This is a genomic window from Nitrospirota bacterium (assembly GCA_040757595.1).
Lineage (GTDB): Bacteria > Nitrospirota > Nitrospiria > Nitrospirales > Nitrospiraceae > JBFLWP01.
This window is the reverse complement of sequence record JBFLWP010000002.1, coordinates 23,748-44,132: the sequence shown is the minus strand read 5'-3', so window position 1 is coordinate 44,132 and position 20,385 is coordinate 23,748. Positions and strand designations below refer to the sequence as shown.

General features: G+C 67.2%; 20 protein-coding genes. All 20 read right to left on the bottom strand.

Features of this window, described 5'->3' with window-relative positions:
- Positions 1–23: 23 nt before the first annotated feature.
- On the bottom strand, positions 24–1,460 hold the full coding sequence (gene flhF, locus AB1411_02050; GenBank protein MEW6542372.1) for a flagellar biosynthesis protein FlhF: 1,437 nt from the start codon (positions 1,458–1,460) through the stop codon (positions 24–26).
- A 139-nt stretch (positions 1,461–1,599) separates the two neighbouring features.
- Positions 1,600–3,687, bottom strand: coding sequence for a flagellar biosynthesis protein FlhA (gene flhA / locus AB1411_02045; protein MEW6542371.1), 2,088 nt, complete (start codon positions 3,685–3,687; stop codon positions 1,600–1,602).
- Between the two features lie 130 nt (positions 3,688–3,817).
- A complete protein-coding gene (gene flhB, locus AB1411_02040; GenBank protein ID MEW6542370.1) occupies positions 3,818–4,900 on the bottom strand; it encodes a flagellar biosynthesis protein FlhB in 1,083 nt (360 codons plus the stop codon).
- The gene (gene fliR, locus AB1411_02035) at positions 4,893–5,675 is read right to left on the bottom strand and encodes a flagellar biosynthetic protein FliR (GenBank protein MEW6542369.1); all 783 of its coding nucleotides are present in this window, start codon (positions 5,673–5,675) and stop codon (positions 4,893–4,895) included. The genes flhB and fliR overlap by 8 nt, the downstream gene beginning before the upstream one ends.
- A 79-nt stretch (positions 5,676–5,754) precedes the next feature.
- Positions 5,755–6,024, bottom strand: a complete 270-nt coding sequence (gene fliQ, locus AB1411_02030) for a flagellar biosynthesis protein FliQ (GenBank protein MEW6542368.1) — start codon at positions 6,022–6,024, stop codon at positions 5,755–5,757.
- A 72-nt stretch (positions 6,025–6,096) separates the two neighbouring features.
- Positions 6,097–6,819 carry a flagellar type III secretion system pore protein FliP gene (gene fliP / locus AB1411_02025; protein MEW6542367.1) on the bottom strand — a complete coding sequence of 241 codons (723 nt, stop codon included), beginning with the start codon at positions 6,817–6,819 and terminating at the stop codon, positions 6,097–6,099.
- Between the two features lie 35 nt (positions 6,820–6,854).
- On the bottom strand, positions 6,855–7,193 hold the full coding sequence (locus AB1411_02020) for a flagellar biosynthetic protein FliO (GenBank protein MEW6542366.1): 339 nt from the start codon (positions 7,191–7,193) through the stop codon (positions 6,855–6,857).
- A gap of 103 nt (positions 7,194–7,296) precedes the next feature.
- Positions 7,297–7,671 carry a flagellar motor switch protein FliN gene (fliN, locus tag AB1411_02015; GenBank protein ID MEW6542365.1) on the bottom strand — a complete coding sequence of 125 codons (375 nt, stop codon included), beginning with the start codon at positions 7,669–7,671 and terminating at the stop codon, positions 7,297–7,299.
- A gap of 56 nt (positions 7,672–7,727) precedes the next feature.
- On the bottom strand, positions 7,728–8,702 hold the full coding sequence (gene fliM, locus AB1411_02010) for a flagellar motor switch protein FliM (protein ID MEW6542364.1): 975 nt from the start codon (positions 8,700–8,702) through the stop codon (positions 7,728–7,730).
- An 88-nt stretch (positions 8,703–8,790) separates the two neighbouring features.
- Positions 8,791–9,369, bottom strand: a complete 579-nt coding sequence (locus tag AB1411_02005; protein ID MEW6542363.1) for a flagellar basal body-associated FliL family protein — start codon at positions 9,367–9,369, stop codon at positions 8,791–8,793.
- Between the two features lie 303 nt (positions 9,370–9,672).
- Positions 9,673–11,046: a flagellar hook protein FlgE gene (locus AB1411_02000; GenBank protein MEW6542362.1), complete on the bottom strand. Its 1,374-nt coding sequence runs from the start codon at positions 11,044–11,046 to the stop codon at positions 9,673–9,675.
- Between the two features lie 58 nt (positions 11,047–11,104).
- Positions 11,105–12,364 (bottom strand): flagellar hook protein FlgE, encoded by a 1,260-nt coding sequence (locus AB1411_01995; GenBank protein ID MEW6542361.1) that lies wholly within the window; start codon positions 12,362–12,364, stop codon positions 11,105–11,107.
- Positions 12,364–13,032, bottom strand: coding sequence for a FlgD immunoglobulin-like domain containing protein (locus AB1411_01990; GenBank protein MEW6542360.1), 669 nt, complete (start codon positions 13,030–13,032; stop codon positions 12,364–12,366). Before AB1411_01990 ends, AB1411_01995 begins: the two co-directional genes overlap by 1 nt.
- Before the next feature lie 28 nt (positions 13,033–13,060).
- On the bottom strand, positions 13,061–14,536 hold the full coding sequence (locus AB1411_01985; GenBank protein ID MEW6542359.1) for a flagellar hook-length control protein FliK: 1,476 nt from the start codon (positions 14,534–14,536) through the stop codon (positions 13,061–13,063).
- Positions 14,537–14,711: 175 nt separating this feature from the next.
- Complete coding sequence (locus AB1411_01980; protein MEW6542358.1) at positions 14,712–15,305, bottom strand: hypothetical protein; 594 nt, start codon at positions 15,303–15,305, stop codon at positions 14,712–14,714.
- 2 nt (positions 15,306–15,307) lie between these two features.
- Complete coding sequence (locus AB1411_01975) at positions 15,308–15,742, bottom strand: flagellar FliJ family protein (GenBank protein MEW6542357.1); 435 nt, start codon at positions 15,740–15,742, stop codon at positions 15,308–15,310.
- Positions 15,739–17,052: a FliI/YscN family ATPase gene (locus tag AB1411_01970; protein MEW6542356.1), complete on the bottom strand. Its 1,314-nt coding sequence runs from the start codon at positions 17,050–17,052 to the stop codon at positions 15,739–15,741. The genes AB1411_01975 and AB1411_01970 overlap by 4 nt, the downstream gene beginning before the upstream one ends.
- The gene (locus AB1411_01965) at positions 17,042–17,683 is read right to left on the bottom strand and encodes a FliH/SctL family protein (GenBank protein MEW6542355.1); all 642 of its coding nucleotides are present in this window, start codon (positions 17,681–17,683) and stop codon (positions 17,042–17,044) included. The genes AB1411_01970 and AB1411_01965 overlap by 11 nt, the downstream gene beginning before the upstream one ends.
- Positions 17,680–18,672, bottom strand: coding sequence for a flagellar motor switch protein FliG (fliG, locus tag AB1411_01960; GenBank protein ID MEW6542354.1), 993 nt, complete (start codon positions 18,670–18,672; stop codon positions 17,680–17,682). The genes AB1411_01965 and fliG overlap by 4 nt, the downstream gene beginning before the upstream one ends.
- Positions 18,672–20,327 (bottom strand): flagellar basal-body MS-ring/collar protein FliF, encoded by a 1,656-nt coding sequence (gene fliF, locus AB1411_01955; GenBank protein ID MEW6542353.1) that lies wholly within the window; start codon positions 20,325–20,327, stop codon positions 18,672–18,674. The genes fliG and fliF overlap by 1 nt, the downstream gene beginning before the upstream one ends.
- Positions 20,328–20,385: the final 58 nt, after the last annotated feature.

Here is a 20,385-nt window from a genome sequence, read left to right as displayed (position 1 = left end):
GATGTTCATCGTGATGGCCGCCGTCACCCCTCCGTGTTCAGCGCGGTTTTCGATCGTCCGCGAAGCAATCCGCCCAGCAACAGGTCCGCCAGCCGGTCCGGTCGGGCGACCTCCAAATCTTCCGGCACGGCTTGGCCGGTGCTGAAGTAGGACAGGGGGAGGCCGGTCTTCCGCATCAGCTCGAACAGCCCCCCGTAGCCCGTCGTCTCGTCCAGCTTGGTGAACAGCAGGTGCGTGATCGGGATGCCGGCGAAACGCGCCACCCCTTCCTTGAGATCCTGCTCGCGCGTGGTGGCCGAGAGCACGAGATGCGTCTCCAGCGGATGGTCCAGGCTCACGAGCTGCCGCAGCTCCTCCATGCCCGTTTCGTCCATCGGACTGCGGCCGGCCGTGTCGATCAGGATCAACTCCGACTTCCTCCTCCGGCCGATGCAGTCCAGCGCCTCCCGTTTCGTGAGCGCCACGTCCAGCGGAATCCCGATGACGTTGGCGTACATGCGCAGTTGCTCCACCGCCGCCACGCGGTAGGTGTCCAGCGTGATCAGCGCCACGCTGCGCTTTTCCTTCAGCTTGTAATGGGCGGCCAGCTTCGCGATCGTGGTGGTCTTGCCGACCCCGGTGGGTCCGGTAAAGATGACCGTCTTCTTCCACTCGCCCAGACCGAGAAGCGGACCGCCGGCCTTCACATCCCGGGCGAGCGACCGGGCCAGAGCCTGCTGCAGGGCGGCCTCCGACTCGAAGGCCGGCCGGCGCTGCGCCACGTCTTCCACGTACCGCCGGGCCGTCTCCGGCTCGAGTCCCGTGCGAACCAGGTCCCGATAGCGGGCGGCCAGCAGCGGGGGCAGCCCCTCCTGCCACGACGCCGCCGGAGCGCTCTCCCGTTTCCCGCCAAGGAGCGAGGATTCGACGAGCCGACGCAGACCGCGCAGCTCCTCGCGCAGTTCCCCCCAGTCCTGAAGCCGGCCTTCCTGGGCGGCGGCCCGCTCAGAAGAGCCCCGATCCGGCCGCTCGGTCGTCAGGCTCCGGGCGATCGAGTCCTCAAGGGTCTCGCCGAAGCCTTTCTCCTTGGCCGTGAGGCGAGACGCCGTCCCCCTCGCGCCCGCGTCGCGAGGGGCCGAAAAAGCCCCCCGCCCGCCGCCCGCCGGCTGTCTGCCAGGGGAGGGGGGGCGCCATCCGTCCCGTGCTCCCGCCACCCGTTGCGCGCCAGTCGTCGGAACCCATCGCTCCCGCGCATGCGCAGGGTGCCCTTGAGCCGCGGACCCCCGGCGGAGTGAGGGGGAGCCGGGGGCGAGGTCCACTGCAGCGGAGACCTCGACCATCGGCTGGCCGAAGAGGCCGAACATCCCGCCTCCCTTCCGGATCTGCTTGCTGGAGAGGATGACCGCGTCCGGTCCCAGCTCGTCCTTGATCGCTTTGAGCGCCTCGTGCATCGTCAGCGCCTGGAAGGTCTTGATCTTCATGGCTCCCCCGTTGCGTCGTTCGTCGCTCGTGAAGCGTCGTTCGATCGATGATCGGTGGGCATCGGACGTGGTCAGCTTGCCATCACCCTTCACCCATCACCGATCACTCTTCACCAAGCCTCGCGTCTCACGTCTTCTCTCATGCGGCTTCCTCGCCCACCTTCACGGTTTCGACCGCCTTGATCTTGGCGACTCCGTCGATCTCGTTGAGGGCCAGAACCGGCACCGACGGCAGAATCCGCTCGGTCACGCGGCGCAGGTGTCGGCGGAGGCCGGGCGAGCAGAGGATGACCGGCTGCTGCCCCTTCGTGGCGACCCGTTCGGCCGCCTGCTTGAGCAGGCCGAGCAGCTTCTGCGACAAGCCCGGCTCCAGCGACCAGAGCCCTCCTTGCCCTCCTGCAGCCGCCTGGTCCGCCAACCGCCGGTCCAGCCTGGGGTCCAGGGTAATGACCGGCAGCGTCCCGTCCACGACCAGATACTGCCTCGTGATGGCCCGCCCCACCGCCTGTCGCGCGGCCTCGGTCAACACCTCCGGATCCTTGGTCACTCCGGCGTGGTCGGCGATGGCTTCCAGGATCGTCCGCAGGTCCCGGATCGGCACCCGTTCCCGCAGGAGGTTCCCGAGGATGCGCACGATCGCGCCCAGCGACAGGAGGTTGGGGATCAGTTCCTCGACCAGCTTCGGATGCGTCTTGGCCAATTCGTCCAGCAGGGCCTGGACCTCCTGCCGGCCGATCAGCTCGTGGGCGTGCCGTTTGATCACTTCCGAAAGGTGCGTCGCGATCACGGAGCTGCCGTCCACGACCGTGAAGCCGGCCATCTGGGCCTGCTCCCGCCCGGATTCTGGCACCCAGAGCGCGGGCAAGCCGAACGCCGGCTCCTTCGTGGGGATGCCCCGCACCGCCTCCTTGTGGGCCGAGCCGGGATCAATGGCCAGTACGTGGCCCGGCAGGACCTCCCCGCGGACCAACTCCACCCCCTTCAGCAGGATGGCGTACTCGTTGGGCCGGAGCTGCAGGTTGTCCCGGATGTGGATCGGCGGAACCAGAAAGCCCATGTCCGAGGCGGTTTGCCGGCGGATCCCTTTGATCCGCTCGAGCAGGAGCCCGCCCTGCTCACCATCCACCAGCCCGATCAGCCCGTACCCGACCTGGACTTCCATCAAATCCAGCGGCGCGACCTGGGGGACCGGCTCCGCCCCTTTGGCCGGGGCGGCCGGCGCCGGCACCACGGCCCGCTCCCGCTCCTGTCTGTAGAGCTCGTAGGCCAGCCACCCGACCAGCGATCCGAGCAGCAGGAAGGCCACGTGCGGAAGCCCCGGGACCATTCCCAGCCCCACCAGGATCACCGAGGCGGTCGCGAAGACCTTCGGAGAGACCAGCACCTGCCGCGCGATTTCCTGGCCCAGGGCCGACTCCGAGGCGGCCCGCGTCACGACGATGCCCGCGGCGGTGGACACGATCAGGGCCGGCACCTGGGCCACCAGGCCCTCCCCGACGGTGAGGAGCGTGTAGTTCTGGGCCGCGGCGGCCAGGCTCATGCCCTGCTGCAGGACTCCGATCGTGAGGCCGCCGATGATGTTCACCAGGATGATGATGACGGCGGCGATCGCATCCCCCCGCACGAACTTGCTGGCCCCGTCCATCGCGCCGTAGAAATCCGCCTCCTCGGCGATCTCGCGGCGGCGACGGCGGGCCTCGGTCTCGTTGATGAGGCCGGCGTTGAGGTCGGCGTCAATGCTCATCTGCTTGCCCGGCATCGCGTCCAGGGTGAATCGCGCGGCCACTTCCGCGACCCGGCCGGCTCCCTTCGTGATGACCACGAAATTGATGACCACGAGGATGCAGAACACGACCAAGCCGACCGTGTAGTTGCCCCCCATCACGAAGTTGCCGAAGGCGCGGATGACCTCGCCGGCCGCGCCGGGCCCCTCGTTGCCGTGCAGGAGGATGAGGCGCGTGGAGGCGATGTTGAGCGAGAGCCGGAACAGCGTGACCATCAGGAGGACGGAAGGAAAGACCGAGAACTCCAGCGGTTTCCGCACCTGCATCCCCACCAGCAGCACGACGATGGCCAGCGTGATGTTGAAGGAGAGCAGAAGGTCGAGGGCGAACCGCGGCAACGGCAACAGCATGATCACGAGGATCCCCACGACCGCGATCGACATGATCACGTCGGGATGCCTCACCAGGTTTAGTCCGGGCATCGTCTGCTGGTTCGCGCTCATCGCAACTCCTTTGCGCAGGCAAGAGGCCCGGGGTACGAGGCGAGGGGTTCGGCCTTTTGTCCATGCACGACCGTTCCGGACACCCTCATGCCTCCGCTTGCCTCTAGCCTCGAGCCCCTAGCCCCGCGCCTTATCCGACAATGCCTCGGCCCTTGGCCCGGTACACGAGCGCCAGGATCTCGGCCACGGCCCGATAGAGGTCCGACGGGATCTCCTGCCCGATCTCGACGAGCTTGTAGAGGCTCCTGGCCACGAGCTGGTTCTCGATCACCGTGACGCCGTGCTCGTTCGCCACGTCCTTGATCCGCTGAGCGACGTAGCCCGCACCCTTGGCTACGACCACCGGCGCCGCCATCGAGGCCTGGTCGTAGCGCAGGGCGACCGCCAGGTGCGTCGGGTTCGTAATCACGACGTCGGCCTTGGGCACGGCGGCCATCATCCGGTTGCGCGCCATCTCGCGCTGGAGGCTGCGCACGCGCGCCCGCAAGAGCGGGTCTCCCTCGGTCTCCCGCTGTTCCTGCTTGATTTCCTGCTTGCTCATCCGCAGGCTGCGCTCCCATTCGAACCGCTGGTAGGCGTAGTCCGCGGCTGACAGAACGGCGACGGTCAGCGCGATGGCCAGCGCCACCTTGAACGCGAGCCAGACCGTGACGCTCAGCGCGCCCCACAGGTCGTACTGCACCAGGCCGGGCAGCCCCGGGAGGTCGTCCTGCACCGCCGCAAACCCGGCCCAGGCGATGACCGAGATCTTGAGGATGGATTTGAGCAGCTCGACGACCGCGCGCAGGGAAAAGAACCGCCCCAGCCCGGCGACCGGATTGAGACGGCCGGGATCCATCTGCAGCCCCTCGCTGTTCCACAGGAAGCCGGTCTGGGCGACGTAGGACGCGGCCCCGATCGCCGTGACGCACGCGATGAAGGGGAGCGACAGGCTCAAGGTGTCCACCGCGAACGTGAGCAGCAGGTCCTGGAAGAGGTCGGCCGTGACGGACTGTCGTCCGCCCTGCTCCGTGGCCAGGCTCAGCCATCGGCGCATCACGTCGAGGAGCCCGGCGGCGGCCGGGCCCGAGAGGAGCCACAACAGGCCGATGCCGCCGAGGAGCACGGCGGCGGTGGGCACTTCGCGGCTGACGGGAACCTGCCCCTTCTTCCGGCTCTCCGCCTTCCGCTTGGCTGTCGCTTGCTCGGTCCTGGTGTCGTCCCGCTCAGCCATGTCCCAGCATCCTCATCAACCCGTACACCGTCTCGCCGAGGCCGACGAACTCGGCTTCATAGAGCCCGACCGTGAAGGGAAGCGCGGCCCCGATGACCAACAAGCCGGCGGCGATCGTCAGCGGGAAGCTCAAGATGAACACGTGCAACTGGGGAACCGTCCGGCCGAGGGCCGCCATGGCCAGGTTGATCAGCAGCATCGTGACCATGATCGGCGCCGCCAGCTTCAGCGCGACCGTGAACATGCCCTGGGAGATTCGGACGACGTCCTGCACGATCGCGTCGGACAGGCGGGCGCTGAAGGGCGCGACCACCTCGAAGCTGTGGGCGATTGCGTCCACGACGATGAAATGGGCGTTGAGCGAGAGGAACACCAGGGACGCCACCAGGGTTTGGAAGTGGCCGACCAGCGGAATCTGCTGGGACGTCGTGGGGTCGAAGAGCTGGACGACCCCCAGCCCCATCTGGTGCCCCATCACCTCCCCCGCCACCTCGATGCCCACGAAGACCGCGCGCACGCCCAGGCCCAGCACCAGGCCGACCAGGAATTCGGCGGACAGGCCGGCTCCGAGCAGCAGCGGGTCGCCTGGCAGGCCGGCAACCTGGACGAAGGGCAGCAACACGAAGCTCAGGACCAGGACCAAGCCGGTCTTGACATGAACGGGCACGGAGCGGCTGCCCAGGATCGGCGTCACCGCCAGGATGCCCGCGACCCTCACGAGGATCACGATCAGATTCTGGAACTGTGGAAGCGAAAGATGAACGACGTTGGTCATGTCGCTTCGCTCCAGCCACGAGGCGCGGGGCACGGGGTAAGGGGCCACTTGCCTCGTGCCGCGCATCTCGCGCCCATGTTCATCTGGCGTAATCCGGGATGCTCTGGATGATCCCGGTCATGAACGTCACGAGCACGCCCAGCATCCACGGAAAGAACAGGAGCGCCGCCACGAAGACCGCCAGGATCTTCGGCGCGAACGACAGGGTGGCCTCGTTGATCTGGGTCATGGCCTGAAAGACGCTGACCAGCAGCCCGACGGCCAGGCTCAGCCCAAGGATGGGCGCCGAGACCAGCAGCATGGTCTCGATCGCGCGCCGGCCGATTTCCACCACGACATCGGGAGTCATACATTCCTCCACACCGCGTGAAGCGTATCTCGTGAAGCGTGAAGCGACCGAGGAACGGCGTTTCAACCCAGGCTAATGAAAGCTTCTGACCATCGACCCGACCACCAGGTACCAGCCGTCCGCCAGCACGAACAGGATCAGCTTGAACGGCAGCGAGATCACCACCGGCGGCAGCAACATCATGCCCATGGACATCAGGACGCTGGCCACGACCATGTCCACGATCAGGAACGGAATATAGATCAGGAAGCCGATCTGGAACGCGATCCGCAGCTCGCTCAGGATGAACGACGGGATGAGCACGTGCGTGGGCAGCTCGTCGGCCGAGGCCGGCTTGGGCAGCTTCGCCAGATCCACGAACAGCTCCAGGTCCTTCTCCCGGACCTGCTGGAGCATGAAGGTTCGCACCGGGGCCATGCCCCGCGTGAAGGCTTCTTCGTTCGTGATCTGTTCGGCCACGAGCGGCTGCAGCGCGTCCTGGTAGACCTTCTGCCAGACCGGCGTCATGACGAACACGGTGAGGAACAGGGCCAGGCTGATGAGGATCTGGTTCGGGGGCACCTGCTGGGTCCCGAGCGCCTGGCGCAGAAACGAGAGCACGATCACGATCCGGGTGAATGAAGTCACCATGATGAAGAAGGCCGGGGCGAGGGAGAGCGCCGTCAGCAGGGCCAGAATCTGGATGACCACGGAGGTCTGCCCCTTGCCGCTTCCGCCGCCCAAGTCGATTGTCACGGTCGGGCCGTCGGCCCAAGCCGGCCCGGCCCAAGCGAGAGACAGCAGGCAACAGGCCACGAGGGCGACGCGTGACGCGTCACGCGTGATGCGCTTCACGGCAGCACCTCGGCGGGCGTCCCCGTCTCCGGCCGACCGGCCCCGCCGCCGATCAAGTCGCGTCGAACCCGCTCCGGGTCGCTGATCCGCCCCAGCGGAACCAGCGTGTCCGCAGTCGAACCGACGACGAGCAACTCCCCCGCCACCGACACGAGGACGATGCTCTTGCGCGCGCCCAGGTACCCGCTGCCCAACACCTGCACGAGCGGGGTGGCAGCCGGCGAGCCGATCCGCCCGCGAAGGAACCGGCGGGCGGCCACGGCCAGCGCCAACACGAGCCCCAGCACCACGGCCAGGGCCGAAACCATTCGGATGAAGCTGTCCCAGAACTCCATGCGTCACGCAAAAGGCGAGAAAGGCCAAAGGCAAGAGGCGAGAGGGAACGCATCGGCTCCCGTTCCTGAACCAATCGCCCCTAGCCCCTCGCCCCCACCCTGCTCATGTGAGTTGCTGAATGCGCTCAGACGGGCTCACCACGTCGGTCAGGCGGATTCCGAACTTCTCGTTGACGACGACGACTTCGCCGCGCGCCACCAGTTTGTTGTTGACCAGCACTTCCATCGGCTCGCCGGCCAGCTTTTCGAGCTCGATCACGGACCCCTGGCCGAGCTGGAGCAGCTCGCGGATCAGCATCCGAGCCGTTCCCAACTGGACCGAGACCTGCATCGGGATGTCGAGGACCAGATCCAGGTTGCCGTTCCCGGTCGCTCCGGCCTTTCCTTCCGCAGATGGCGGCGCCGCGGACTTCGGCTCGGGAACCGTTCCCGCCTGGGGCGCTTCTCCCTTCTGTTGGATTGCTTCCAGGTTTCCCATGTTCACGCCTCCTTACTCCGCACAGAATGCCTGATGACCGCGGAAGGCCGTCGCCGTCACGGTCGCAGCACGCGCGTGACCCGGAGCGCCTGATGCCCCTTGAGCACCGCGGCGTTCCCTTGGAACTTGGGCTGCCCTTCCACGAATCCCGTCATCGTATCGCCGGGGCTCTGGTCGAGCACGAGGACGTCGCCGGGGGTGAAGTTCAGCACGTCGCGGACCCGCACGGTGGCGGTGCCGAGCAGGATCGTCGCACGGACGGCGCATTCCTGGAGTTGCTCCCTGAACCGTCCGGTCCACGGAAGGTCCTGCTCGAGATGGTCGGAGATGAATCCCGAATAGAGTTTCTCCTTGATCGGCTCGATCATCGAGTAGGGGTACACGAGGAACAGGTCCCTCGTGTTTTCCTCGATCTGGACCTGGAAGCGGATCGCCACCACGATCTCGGAGACCGACACCACCATCGCGAACTGGGGGTTGCTTTCCGACCGTACGTGCGAAATCTTGAACGGCTGCACCGGCTGCCAGGCCTTCTCGAGGTCCGTGAACGCGAGGTTCACGACGGTCTTGATGATCCGCTGCTGGATGAGCGTGAAGTCCCGGCCCTCGGGCTTGACGTGGGTCTGCCCGCTGCCGCCGAAGAAGTGGTCCACGAGCAGATACACGAGCATGGCGTCCATCACGAACAGCCCGTGCCCGCGGAGCGTGTCGATGTGGAAGATGTTCAGAGAGGACGGAAGGGGAAATTTCTTGAGCACCTCCCCGAACTTGACGATCTGGGTGGAGACCAGGCTGAAGTCGATCAGCTTGCGCAGGGTGTTCCCCCAAGACACGGCCATCAGCCGGATGAACCGGTCGTTGATCATATCCAGGGTCGGCATCCGTCCCCGGATGATCCGCTCCTGGTTCAGAATGTCGTACGCCCTGACTCCCGAGAGCTGCTCCTCCTTGGGTGTGGTGTCCACCTCCCCGGAGACCACGCCGCGAAGCAGCGCGTCGACTTCGTCCTGTGAGAGAATTTTCTCCGCCATGGTTTCGACAAAGCCCTCAGCGGCCGGCGTTTAGCAGTCGGCCAGGAGGCCGATCGCTGAACGCCGAAGGCTGATTCGCTTCCCTTTCCTACTGCACGACGAATTCGGTGAAGTACGCGGTCCGGACGCCGGCTTTGGGGAGCGCCGAGTTGACGCGGTGGGTGATCTCATCCCGCAGCTGGAACTTGCCCTGCGTCGTCCGCAGGCCGGACGAGTCCTTGCTCGACAACAGAATCAAGATGCCGTCACGCACCTGGGGCATCCGGGCGGAAAGATCCGCCGCGACATCCGGCTGCTCCAACTCGAGCTTCAGGGTGAGTTTGAGGTAGCGGACTTCCGGGGCGTCGGCCAGGTTCACGATGAAGGAATCCATGTCGAACATCGTGCCGGGCGCGCCCTTCTCCGGGGGCCCCGCCTGTGCCGTCCGCTCCCCGGGTGCCGCAGCGCCGGGCGATTCGGCCGGTGCAGCTTGTTCGGGACGGGCCCCTTCGCCGGCGTGGCCTCCCGTGAATTTCATGAACGCGATCGCGCCCCCCAGCCCGAGCAGCAGTGCGGCGGCTCCGATCATGAGCACCAGCTTGACGGGAAGGCTGCGCGGGGCCGGAGGAGCCGGGTTCTTCGTCTCTTTTTCCGCGGCGGCGGTGTCGACTGCGGCTGCTTCTGCCATGTTTCTCCCCTCCTGTGGTGGGTAGCCGATCGCGCCAAACGTTGTGCAACGGATGTGCCAACCCCCGCCCCGGCTTCCCCTCGCGTGTTGCCTCTGAAATCGTTGGAATCTCACCGCCTTTCGGCGGGCGGACGCGGCGCGTTTCGCGACGCATCGCAGCAGCACGGGCCGAGCGGAGCCAGTCCCTTGACGACGTCAGCATCCTGACACGACGAGGTGAGAGACGAGGGGCGAGGGGGAAAGGCAAAGGACGGGAGACGAGGGGCCTCTGGCCTCTAGCCCCTCGCCTCTTGCCCATTCAGGCTACCGCTTCAAATTCACCAATTCCTGCAGGATCTCGTCCGAGGTCGTGATCATGCGGGAGTTCGCCTGGAACCCGCGCTGGGCCGCGATCATGTTGATGAACTCCTCTCCCAGGTCCACGTTGGACAGCTCGAGCGAGTTGGAGGCGACCTTGCCCAGCCCGGCGCTGTCCGGCGCAGCCCGCAAGGGCTGGCCCGAATCGGACGACTCGGCGTAGAGGTTCTTGCCCGAGCGGACGAGCCCGACCGGGTCCGGGAACTTGGCCAGGACCACCTGGGCCAGAGTCCTGATCTGGCCGTTGGAGAAGCGGCCGCTGATCGTCCCCTCCGAGTCCACGAGGAAAGCCTGGAGACTGCCGGCCCCGTACCCGTCCTGGGTCTGGTTCACGAGCGCCGAGGCGGCACCAAACTGAGTCGTCCCGTCCAGGCCAGTCGTGCCGCTGTCGGTGGTGATGCTGGTTCCGTAATCGAGCGTGATGGCCTGGTTCGCGGTGGCGCCGGTGAAACTGACCCGGCCGGCCCCGGCGGTGGCTCCGGCTGTCCCGGCCGCCGTGCCCGTATCGTAATAGGTGACCACACTCTCCGTATCCAGCGCCCCGGCCGTCGTGAAGGTCAACGAGCCGGACATGAGCTTCACGATTCCCAACGTACTGTTGATGTTACTCGTGTGGTAGGTGCCGGAGGTCGTGCCGGAGGTCACTTCGCTGGAGTTGCCGACCACGTTGTAGGTCCAGGTGTTGGCGGCGGTCCTCGTGAAGTAGGTGGTCAGAAGGTGGCTCTTGCCCAGCGAGTCGTAGGCGGTGATCGAGGTCGAGAAATTCGACGTGCCGGTCGGATCGCTGAGCGAGAAGGTGCTCGTGGTCGCGTCGGCCTGCAGGTTCACGGAGACCGTGACCGACGTCGTCTTGTTCGGAGACGCGGTCGTGGCCGGCAACGCGATCGTGTCGATCGTACCGGTGATCTGGCCGTCGGAGTCGGCCTGGTACCCCTGCAGGAACAGCCCGTTCGGGTTCACGACGCGATTCTGCGAGTCGAGCCGGAATTGCCCGGCCCGACTGTAGAAGGTGCCCCCCTGCGAATCCGTCATGATGAAAAACCCGTTCCCGTCCACCGCCATGTCCAGCGCGTTGCCGGAGGTGACCAGCGACCCCTGCGTGAAGTTGGCCTGGATGCTGGTGAGGGCGACGCCGATCCCGGTCTGCAAGGTGCCGGTGCCGCCGCCCAGCGAGGAGCTGACCAGGTCGGCGAAGGTCGTGCGGCTGGACTTGAAGCCGACCGTGCCCTGGTTGGCGATGTTGTTGCCGATCACCGAGAGCTGGTTTCCCGTGGCGTTCAGACCGCTGACTGCCGCGAACAAGGATGACAGGATTCCCATGTCTCTTTCCCTCCGTTGTGTCCCCCGCGAACCGCGCACCGCCGGTTACGGATGGGAGCTACTGTTTCAAGTCCAGCGTCACGCGGATGAGATCGTCGGACGATTGGATGGCCCGCGAGCTGGCCTGGATGCCGAACTGCGTCGTGATCAGGTCGACGAAGCTCTCCCCCAGGTCCACGTTGGACTGTTCCACCGAGTAGGCCTGAATCTGTCCGACGGCCGGCTGTCCCTCCTGCCAAGGATCGCCCGGCTTCAGGACCGTCGGGGCGCCCGACTCTCCCGTCTCCGCGAACAGCTCGTAGCTCAACCGCGTCAAGCCCGTCGGATCTTCGAAAGCGGCCAGCCCGACCTGCCCGATCGTCTTTTCCCGCTGGTTCGTGAACCGCCCGGTGAGCATCCCGTCGCCCCCCAGCGAGATCGTCTCCAACGTACCGGACGCATACCCGTCCTGGGACTGGGAGAGGGACGCGAACGGGAGGCCGTACTGGGTGGTCCCCGTGAAGTCGATCGTCAGGGACTGGGTGGAATCGGGGGAGCCCGGTACGGTCAACGTGAAGTCCTGCGTTCCGCCTGAGTCCAGCGCCCCGTTCTCGTTGAAGACGAGCGGCGCGGCTCCGGCGACGGCCGCGCCGTCGTCCACCCGCGCGTGCAAGTCCCAGGTGTTGACGTCGGTCTTGGTGAAATAGACCGTCAGCGTGTGGGCGGTGTCGTCGCCTTCGCTGAAGATCCCTTCGCTGACCGAGAAGTGATAGGTCGAGGCGTCGTCCGCGTCGAACGGGAGGCCGATCGCGTCCTTCGAGGAATCCAGGTTGGCCAGGAACGAGACGGCGGCCGTCGCCTTCCCTTCCATCTCGTTGCTCAGCGAAATTTCCTCGACCGCGCTCCCGATTTGTCCGCTCTCGTCGGCGAGGAAGCCCTGCAGCGCTTCGCCGGTCGGGTTCACGATGCGCGTCCGTTGCTTGTCCACGTTCAGCCGGAACTGGCCGGCCCTGGTATAGAAGGTGTTCCCCGATGAGTTCTTCACGACGAAGAAGCCGTTGCCGTCGATCGCCCAGTCCATGGCGCTGGACGAGCGCACGACGGGGCCCTGGCCGAAGTCGGTCTGGACGCTTTCGATCGCGACGCCGGAGCCGGCCTGGGCGGCGCCGGCGCCGATGCCGGCCCCGCGGAAGGAACGGACCAGGTCGGCGAACCTCGTGCGGCTGGACTTGAAGCCGACCGTGCCCTGGTTCGCGATGTTGTTGCCGATCACCGAGAGCGACTCGGTGTTCGCGCTCACGCCGCTCAACCCCGTGTAGATGGAGGAGAACCCGCCCATCAATAGATCTCCTGAATGTCAGCCGGATCCACCGTCTGGCTCCCCGCCAGGAGCAAGGGACGACCCTGGTCCATCCGCACGCCCGTCACGGTGACCAGGGAGAAGGGGCTGGCCCCCACCTGAGCGCCGTGGCTGTCGGTCGCCGAGACGGCGAAGCTGTAGGTGCCGGAAGGCATGGCCTGTCCGCTCTGATTCTTCCCGTCCCAGGTGATTTGCTGATTGCCGGCGCCCTGCGCGCCCAGCTCTAGCGTCCTGACGACCAGGCCGTTGGCGTCCAGGATGCTGACCTTCACCGAAGCGGCGTCGCCGGCCAACTGATAGTTGACCGAGGCCGGTCCCGTACCCAGAGGGATCGTGGCTCCGTTGACCTTGACTTGACGCCCGATCAAGGCCACCCGGTTGAATTCCATGGCCGCCTCTTGGGCGCTGTTGCTCTGCTCCATCAGCTTGACGAGCTTGCTGCTCTGCTCGAGCTGGCTGAACTGGGCGAGTTGGGCGATGAACGCTTCGTTTTCGAGCGGCTTCAGGGGGTTCTGGTTCTTGAGTTGGGCCACGAGCAGGTTCAGGAAGTCCTCCTGTCCGAGCTGCTTCGAGGCCGACGTTGACGAAGAAGCGGTCGTGTTGACCGCCGAAGAGATGGCTGACTGGATGCTCGTTGTGTCGGCCATACCGATCCCTCGTGTCAGCTCCGCTCCATCATGCGAAGAGACTCAGCAGCCCGGGTTCCCGTGTCTCGGCGGCGGAGGCGTCGGTCCGCTGGTCCTGCGCCGAGTCCGAGCCGCTCCCGGCCCCCTGCTCTCCCCTGGGAAGCGCCTGTCCTTCCCGGCCGGACCCGGTTCCCCAGCCGGTGTCGAGCTGTCTGCCGTGCGCATCCACATCCACCTGGAACGAACCGACGTCCATGCCGTGGGCCTGCAGCCCCGTCTCCAGCCTGGCCTGGTTGGCCACGAGGAAGTTCTTGACCTCCACCTGCTCGGTCGTCACGTGGGCGTGGACCGTTTGCTCGGCAACCGTCACGCGAAGCTGGACCCGGCCCAATTCCGGCGGTTGCACCTCCAGGCTGACCGACCGGGACGCAGGCGGCGAGGCCGGCTCATCGGCAGGCGGAACAACGGGATGGGCGGGCGGCACCGGGGGAGTGGATTTCGCCTCCTGGTTGGAGTTCGGTCCGAGGCCCGCGATCTGTCGCTCAATTCCGGCGAACGACTGGGCCGCTTCCTGCCCGCGCCCCTCCTTGCCCGAGTCCTTCCCCTCGCGCAGGCCGCCTGCGGACGCCTGATGAACCTGTTCGGACAGCCTCTGCTCGCCGGCCTGCCGGCCCGTGCCCTGTCCTCCGTCGTCCTGAGCCGTCAGGCTCGTCCCTCCACGATCCGAGTCGGCATCCGTTGTGGAACGGGCGGCAACGGCCTGGGCGATCGCGTCCGAGGGGCGGGCTGCGTCCTTCCCGGGCTTCGGTGTCGCAGATTCTCCTCCCTGCTGGACCGGGGGAGGGACGGACCCGTCGGCGCGGGACGGCCCGTTCAACCAGGCCTGATCCCGTTCCGCATCGGGACTCGCCGCCCCGGCTTGCTCTCCTCCTGCCTGGCCTTGTTTGCCCGCAGCAGCCAGCCGGACGTCGGCCTGGATCGCGACTTGTTCGGTCCCCCTCGCACCCTGCCCGCGCGGCCGGGCCACCGCCTGTCCATCACCCGGCGGGATGCCGCCTTCAGGCGGGATGCCCTTGTCCGACCCGGCCGGGGCGTCGGGAGCCGACGGAGGGAGAGCCAACCCGGTCGCCGCCGGTTCCGCCTGGGAACCGAGGAGAGAAGGAGCAACGACGGCGTCTTGGCCGGCGGGAGGGTGCGGCGCTCCATCGGCTGGCACGAGGTCCCCCTCCCCCGTCGTCGGCCGGGGAGAGTCGCCGGCGGTCAGAGGAACCGCGAGGACCTGTGCGGCCAGGGCTGCCTGGACGAGCACAAGAGCCAGTTCCTGCTGATCCTCATCCTGCTGAAGGGATTGGGACAGGGGGTCGGCTTCCTCACCATCGGCGTTGCTCGCCGCGTTCATCTTCGTGAGAACCTGACCGAACGAGGCTCCGGTCGTCGTGTCGGAGGCCGGATCTCCGTTGCCCTGGCTCCGGGTCTCTCCGCCGAGGCCGCTATCGGAAACGGGAATCAGAAGGCTGGTTTCCACGGTCATGCTCCCTCGTTAAGTTGAATTGCGGGGATCGTGGCCCCGGCTCCGGTTCAAACGGTGTGCCAGGCGGCGGTGGGGCCAAGCGTTGGAAAAATCAGGACGTTCGAGAGGAGGGTCGTCTTGCCCGGATCAGGCTAGGCAAAGTCTGCAGGGGCCACCCGGCAAGAAACGGCTATGGTTTCGCGATCAACTGTTGGGTCAGCTTGGCGGCCTTGGCCGGCTTCACCTGAGCGAGAATCGATCCGGCGGTCTTCCCCTTGAGGGCGCGGAGCAGTTGCAGAGCCGTCTGGTCCGGCATCTTCTCGATCCTGGCCGCGGCCTCTTCCGGCGACATGGTCTCGTACATCTTGGCCAACTGAGCGAGGCCGGCCTTCCGCGCCTCGGACTCGGTCTGGTCCGTGGACCGGCGCGCCTTTTCCGCAGCTTTGACCGCCTGCTCGTGCCTGGTGAGAATCTGCTCGATCTCACTCTTCAATGTCGCCAGGCGGGCCTCCTGGGCCCGCAAGGCCTCCTCCTTTTTCTCGAGCACCCGCTTGCGCTGGTCGAGCATCGCCAGGACTTCCCGCGGGGTCTCCACGGCTGGCCCTTGAACGACCGGGCCCTGTCCCGCCTGGGCCTGAAGCACCTTGGGCGGCTCATCGGACCGGGCGGGCTGGCTCTCGGACCAGACCGGGCTCGCCGTCGGTCCCAGGCTTCCCATCACCAGCAGGAGCAGGCCCCACAGAAGACCGTCCCAAAGGCGGCGTGTCCGGTTCTCGTTCGCCACGGCTACCTTTCCCGGTCCCGATGGAACCGGCGTCCGGCCGCTTCATCCAGCGTCTGCTGACCCCGCCGCTCTTCAGTCAGGCGCGCCCGCTTGGCCTGGCGCTGCTCGATCAGCTCCAGCTTCCGCTTCTCGCGGGAGGCTTCCAGCACTTCCGCCAGCTTCCGATCACGTTGCGCGCGGGCCTCGGCCACGAGCGCCTGGGTCCTGCGGATCGCGTCCGCCAGCGCGTCCATCGTGGCGTACCGATCCGCGACCTCCTCGGTCGTCAGGCCGGTCTTGGCGTCGGCGAGGTAGCGCCGGGCGTCGCTCTCGGCCCTGGCGTCCAACAGCCGCAGCCCGTCTACGGCGGCCCGCAGCTTGGACTCCAGCTCCGCCAGTTCGGCCTTCAGCACATCCGCCACCTGGGCCCGGTAGTTTCGCAAGGCCGCGACGTTCATTTGAAGCTCTCCGCCAGCTTGAGCAGCGCGGTCACCGAGTCGCCCAACCCGGCCTTTTCCTCGACATCCTGCCGGAGGTAGGCCGCAATGGCGGGCATGGCGCCCACGGCCCGGTCGAGCCGCTGGTTCGCGCCGGGCTTGTACGCGCCGAGGTTGATCAGATCCTCGGACCGCCGGTACAGCGCCAGGGCCTCCAACGCCGCCCTGGCCGCGGCGTAGTGCTGCGGGACGACCACCTCGCGCATGACGCGGCTCACGCTCTGGAGGACGTCGATCGCCGGGAAGTGGTTCTGCGCCGCCAGCTCCCGGGAGAGGACGATGTGCCCGTCCAGCACGGATCGGGCGGCGTCCGCGACGGGATCGGCCAGGTCGTCGCCTTCCACGAGCACCGTGTACAGGCCCGTGATCGTGCCGGCTCCGCCGCAGGTGCCGGCCCGCTCCAGCAGCCGGGGCAGCATCGTGAACACCGACGGGGTGTAGCCCTTGCTCGTCGGCGGCTCGCCGATCGCGAGCCCCACCTCCCGCTGGGCGTGGGCCACGCGCGTGAGGGAGTCCATCATGAGCAGGACCTGGCGTCCGGCGTCCCGGAAGTATTCCGCGATGGCCGTCGCCAGAAAGGCCCCCCGGATCCGCACCAACGGCGGCTGGTCGGACGTGGCCACGACCACGACCGACCGCTTGAGCCCGTCGGCCTTGAGGTCCCGCTCCAGAAACTCGTTGACCTCGCGTCCCCGTTCTCCGATCAGGGCGATCACGTTCACGTCGGCGGTCGTGTTCCGGCTCAGCATCCCGAGCAGCACGCTCTTGCCCACCCCGGAGCCGGCGAAAATCCCGACCTTCTGCCCCCGCCCGCAGGTGAGAAACCCGTTGATCGCCCGGAGGCCCAGATCAATCGGCTGGCTCACGCGACGGCGGTGCAGCGGGTTGAGCGGCGTCGCATAGAGCGGATAGTCGTCCACCGCCCCGACCGCCCCCTTGCCGTCCAGCGGCGCGCCCAGTCCGTCCAGGACCCGCCCCAGGAGCCCGGGTCCCACCGGGACGGATGCGGACCGTCCTTGCATGATCAACTGGCTGGACGGCCCGATTCCCCGCATCTCGCCGAGCGGCATCAGGAGCACCCGCTGGTCGCGGAACCCGACCGCCTCGGCCAGGACCCGGTCCCCGCCGTCTTCCGGCACGATCTCGCACAGCTCCCCGATCGAGCTCACCGGCCCGTACCCTTCGATGACCAGCCCCACGGCCTGGGCGATCCGGCCGCGCACCGCGATCGGATCCACCGTCGCGATCCGGTCCAGCACGTCACCGTACATCGGCTCCCTCCGGCTTCCTGCCCTTCTGCTTGAGCGCCTCCGCAATGCGCGCCAACTGGGCTTCGATCCGGGCGTCCACCAGACGGACCGGGGTCTCCACGAGGCAGCCCCCCCGGGAGATCCTCGGGTCCGGCTCCACCTGCAGCGTCACGCTGCCTTCGAATGCGGTCGCCACCGCCTCGCGGGCTTCCTCCAGCACCGGCGCGTCGTGCGGATGCACGAGGACCTTCACCGGCCCCCCCTCGCGCACCTTGGCGATCGCGTCTTTGGCCTGCGCCACGATGGCGTCCCGCAGCGCGGGCGCCTGCTCGTGGATCACCTTGCGCGCAATCTCGAGGGCCAGCCCCGCGACCGGCTCCTCGGCGTCCCGGAGCAGCGAGTCGCGCATGACCTGCAACTCCTGGATGAGGGCGGTCAGGAGCTGGCCCTGCCGCTCCAGGAGAGCCGCCGTCTCCGCCTGGCCCTGCTTGAGCCCCTCCGCGACTCCGCGCTCGTAGGCCTCCCGGAATCGGTCCGGCTCCGCCGGCGCCTCGGCACCCGCCGACAGCGCCGCAAGGGCCTTGATCTCGTACTGGGGCCCCGCGTCCGGCCCGTTCGACTTGAGGATGAGGGCGAAATCCTGGGCGCTCACACCATCGCCTCCCCCTGCCCGGCGATCACGAGGCGCCCCTCCTCCTCCAGCTTCCGGGCGATCTTGAGGATGTTCTGCTGGGCCTTTTCGACCTCGCTCACCTTGACCGGTCCGCGCGTCTCCATGTCCTCCTTGAGCATTTCGGAGGCCCGGCTCGACATGTTCTTGAAGAACTTGTCCCGCACCTCCGGGTTGGCGCCCCGCAGGGCGATCGGGAGTTCCTCCTTGCTGATCTCCTTGAGCATTTCCTGGATTCCGCGGTCGTCCACTTTGATCAGATCGTCGAAGACGAACATGAGCGCCCGGATGGTCTCGGCGAGTTCCGGGTCCTGCTCCGAGATCTTTCCCATGATGCTGCCCTCGACTTTCTTGTCCAACCGCCCCATCAGGTCGGCCACGATCTGGGCTCCGCCGATGCTCTGGCCCCTCGTCTTGGAGCCGAGCTTGAACGCCTCCTGAAGGACCTCGCTCAGGTGCTGGAGGACCTCCGGCTGCACGTCCTCGATCGTGCCGAGCCGCAGCGCCACGTCGGCCCGCAGGTTGTCCGGCAGCGCGGCGATGACCTGGCTGCCCTGGTCCGGGTCCAGATGGGCCAGGATGACGGCGATCGTCTGGGGATGCTCGACCTTGATGAGTTGGGCGACGGAGCGGGGGTCCAGCCACTTGAGGGACTCCAGCCCCGGGTAGCTCGTGGAGGTCAGCGTCTCCATGATCCGTTCCGCCTTGTCCGGTCCCAGGGCCTTGGTCAGAACGGTCTTGATGTACTCCTTGCCCTCGAAGCCGACCCCCCCGCTGTTGGAGGCTTGCTCGAACTCCTTGATGACTTCTTCCTCCTGCGAGCGGGTGTAATTGGACAGACCGGTCATGTGGGCGCCGAGCTTCCGGATCTCCTTGGGGTCCAGGTACTTCATGACCGAGGCCGCCGCGTCTTCTCCGATCGCGCGCAGGAGGATGGCGGCCTTCTCCTCCCCGTTCAGCCCGTACGCCATCAATGCTCCTCCTCTTGCTTCGTCTTCAGCCACTGCTTGACCACGAGCGCCGTCGATTGCGGGTTGCCCCGCGCCATGTCCACGATCTGCGTGCGGGCCGCCCCGCCCAACGTGCCGGCCATCGAGGCCTCAACCTGGCTCACGGTCATCGGCAATGCGCCGGGCAGGCCCGGCGGGATCGCCCCAGGCAGCGCCATCGCGCCCTGGGCCGACACCGCCGCGGGCCTGGCCGTCAGGGTCCCCAGGATCGGCCGGACCACGAAGAACAACACCAGCACGAAGAGGACGAGGGCGACGCCGTAGCGGACGTAGGGGGCCCAGGCGGCCGCCGCCGACGGTGAGGCTTCGGCCGAGGTGCCAGGCCCTTCCTCCGCCTCGAAGCCGAAGGGCACGTTCACCACTTCCACCTGATCGCCCCGCTCCGCCGAGTACCCCATGGCTTTCTTGACGATCTCTTCGATCCGCTTCATGTCCGCTTCCGACCGGGGGACGTACTTCCTTCCGCTCTCGGTGGCGCCCGTTCCGGCCTGCTCGGCGCCGGGCTTGCCCGCCTCGTAGGTCCCGTCCACGAGCACCGCGACCGACAGCTTCTTGATCGTGCCGGTGGGCTCGACGATTCGGGACACCGTCCGGCTGATCTCGTAGTTGATGGTCTCGTTCTTGGTCTGGCTGCTCGTGGTGCTCGTCTGGGTCGGAGGAGGGGGCGGCGCGGGGGCGGGAATGGCAGTCTGCCCGGCCGGCACGTTCGAGGCGACGCCCGGGACGCCGCCGGCCACCCCGTTGGAGCCGTTGGACTTTTCCTGGTTCCGCTGCTCGCTCCGCACCACCTGGCCGTTGGGATCGTACCGTTCCTCCGTCAACTCCACCTGACGGAAGTCCAGGACGCTGGAAACCCGGACCACGGCCTTGTTCACGCCGACGATCCGCTCCAACATCGACTGGATGCGGGCTTCGATGTCCTTTTCGACCGACCGCTGGTATTCGAGCTGGGACCCGGACAGGCGCGCGGGCCCGTCGTCGGCCGTCTCGGAGAGCAGGCGGCCGTGCCCGTCCACCACGGTCACGTCGCGCGGCTGAAGGCCCTCGACGCTGCTGGCCACCAGGTGCACGACCCCCTGGATCTGGGACTTGCTGAGCCCGTCGCTCCGGCGCAGGGACAGGACGACCGACGCGCGCGGCCGGTCCTGCTCGGAGCTGAAGAGGCGCCGCTCCGGCACGGCCAGGTGGACGCGGGCCCGCTCCACTTCCGGCATCTGGGCGATGGTCCTGGCCAGCTCCCCCTGCAGGGCCCGACGGTAATTGAGCTTCTGCACGAACTCGGACATCCCGACGGTCGTGCGATCGAACAGCTCGAACCCGACCCCGCCGCCGTGCGGGAGCCCCTGTCCGGCCAGCTGCAACCGCAGGTCGTGAACTTGGCTGCCGGGAACCAGGATCGAGCCGCCGCCGGCTCCGATCTCATACGGCACCTTGGATTCCTTCAGCTTTTCGACGATCGCGCCCGCATCTTCCGGAGAGAGGTTCGCGAACAGCACCTGCATCTCGGGTTGCTGACTCCAGAGGGCGATGGCGGCCAGCCCGGCCACCGCGCCGCCCAGCGCGACCAGGATCGCAAGCCGACGGATCAAGGGGAGTTCAGTGAATTTGGCCAGCATAAGCATTCCTCGAAATGGCGAGAGGCGCGAGGCAAGTGGCGCGGGGAACCCCCTCGTG

Coding starts and splice junctions, on each gene's coding strand:
- fliR (MEW6542369.1), bottom strand. CDS start 5,675: ATGACCAACGTCGTTCATCTTTCGCTTCCACAGTTCCAGAATCTGATC.
- AB1411_01990 (MEW6542360.1), bottom strand. CDS start 13,032: ATGGCCGACACAACGAGCATCCAGTCAGCCATCTCTTCGGCGGTCAAC.
- AB1411_01975 (MEW6542357.1), bottom strand. CDS start 15,742: ATGAACGTCGCGGCCTTGCGAAACTACCGGGCCCAGGTGGCGGATGTG.
- AB1411_02005 (MEW6542363.1), bottom strand. CDS start 9,369: ATGGCAGAAGCAGCCGCAGTCGACACCGCCGCCGCGGAAAAAGAGACG.
- fliG (MEW6542354.1), bottom strand. CDS start 18,672: ATGGCGTACGGGCTGAACGGGGAGGAGAAGGCCGCCATCCTCCTGCGC.
- fliF (MEW6542353.1), bottom strand. CDS start 20,327: ATGCTGGCCAAATTCACTGAACTCCCCTTGATCCGTCGGCTTGCGATC.
- fliQ (MEW6542368.1), bottom strand. CDS start 6,024: ATGACTCCCGATGTCGTGGTGGAAATCGGCCGGCGCGCGATCGAGACC.
- AB1411_02000 (MEW6542362.1), bottom strand. CDS start 11,046: ATGGGAATCCTGTCATCCTTGTTCGCGGCAGTCAGCGGTCTGAACGCC.
- fliM (MEW6542364.1), bottom strand. CDS start 8,702: ATGGCGGAGAAAATTCTCTCACAGGACGAAGTCGACGCGCTGCTTCGC.
- fliN (MEW6542365.1), bottom strand. CDS start 7,671: ATGGGAAACCTGGAAGCAATCCAACAGAAGGGAGAAGCGCCCCAGGCG.
- flhB (MEW6542370.1), bottom strand. CDS start 4,900: ATGGCTGAGCGGGACGACACCAGGACCGAGCAAGCGACAGCCAAGCGG.
- AB1411_02020 (MEW6542366.1), bottom strand. CDS start 7,193: ATGGAGTTCTGGGACAGCTTCATCCGAATGGTTTCGGCCCTGGCCGTG.
- AB1411_01995 (MEW6542361.1), bottom strand. CDS start 12,364: ATGGGCGGGTTCTCCTCCATCTACACGGGGTTGAGCGGCGTGAGCGCG.
- flhF (MEW6542372.1), bottom strand. CDS start 1,460: ATGAAGATCAAGACCTTCCAGGCGCTGACGATGCACGAGGCGCTCAAA.
- flhA (MEW6542371.1), bottom strand. CDS start 3,687: ATGAGCGCGAACCAGCAGACGATGCCCGGACTAAACCTGGTGAGGCAT.
- AB1411_01970 (MEW6542356.1), bottom strand. CDS start 17,052: ATGTACGGTGACGTGCTGGACCGGATCGCGACGGTGGATCCGATCGCG.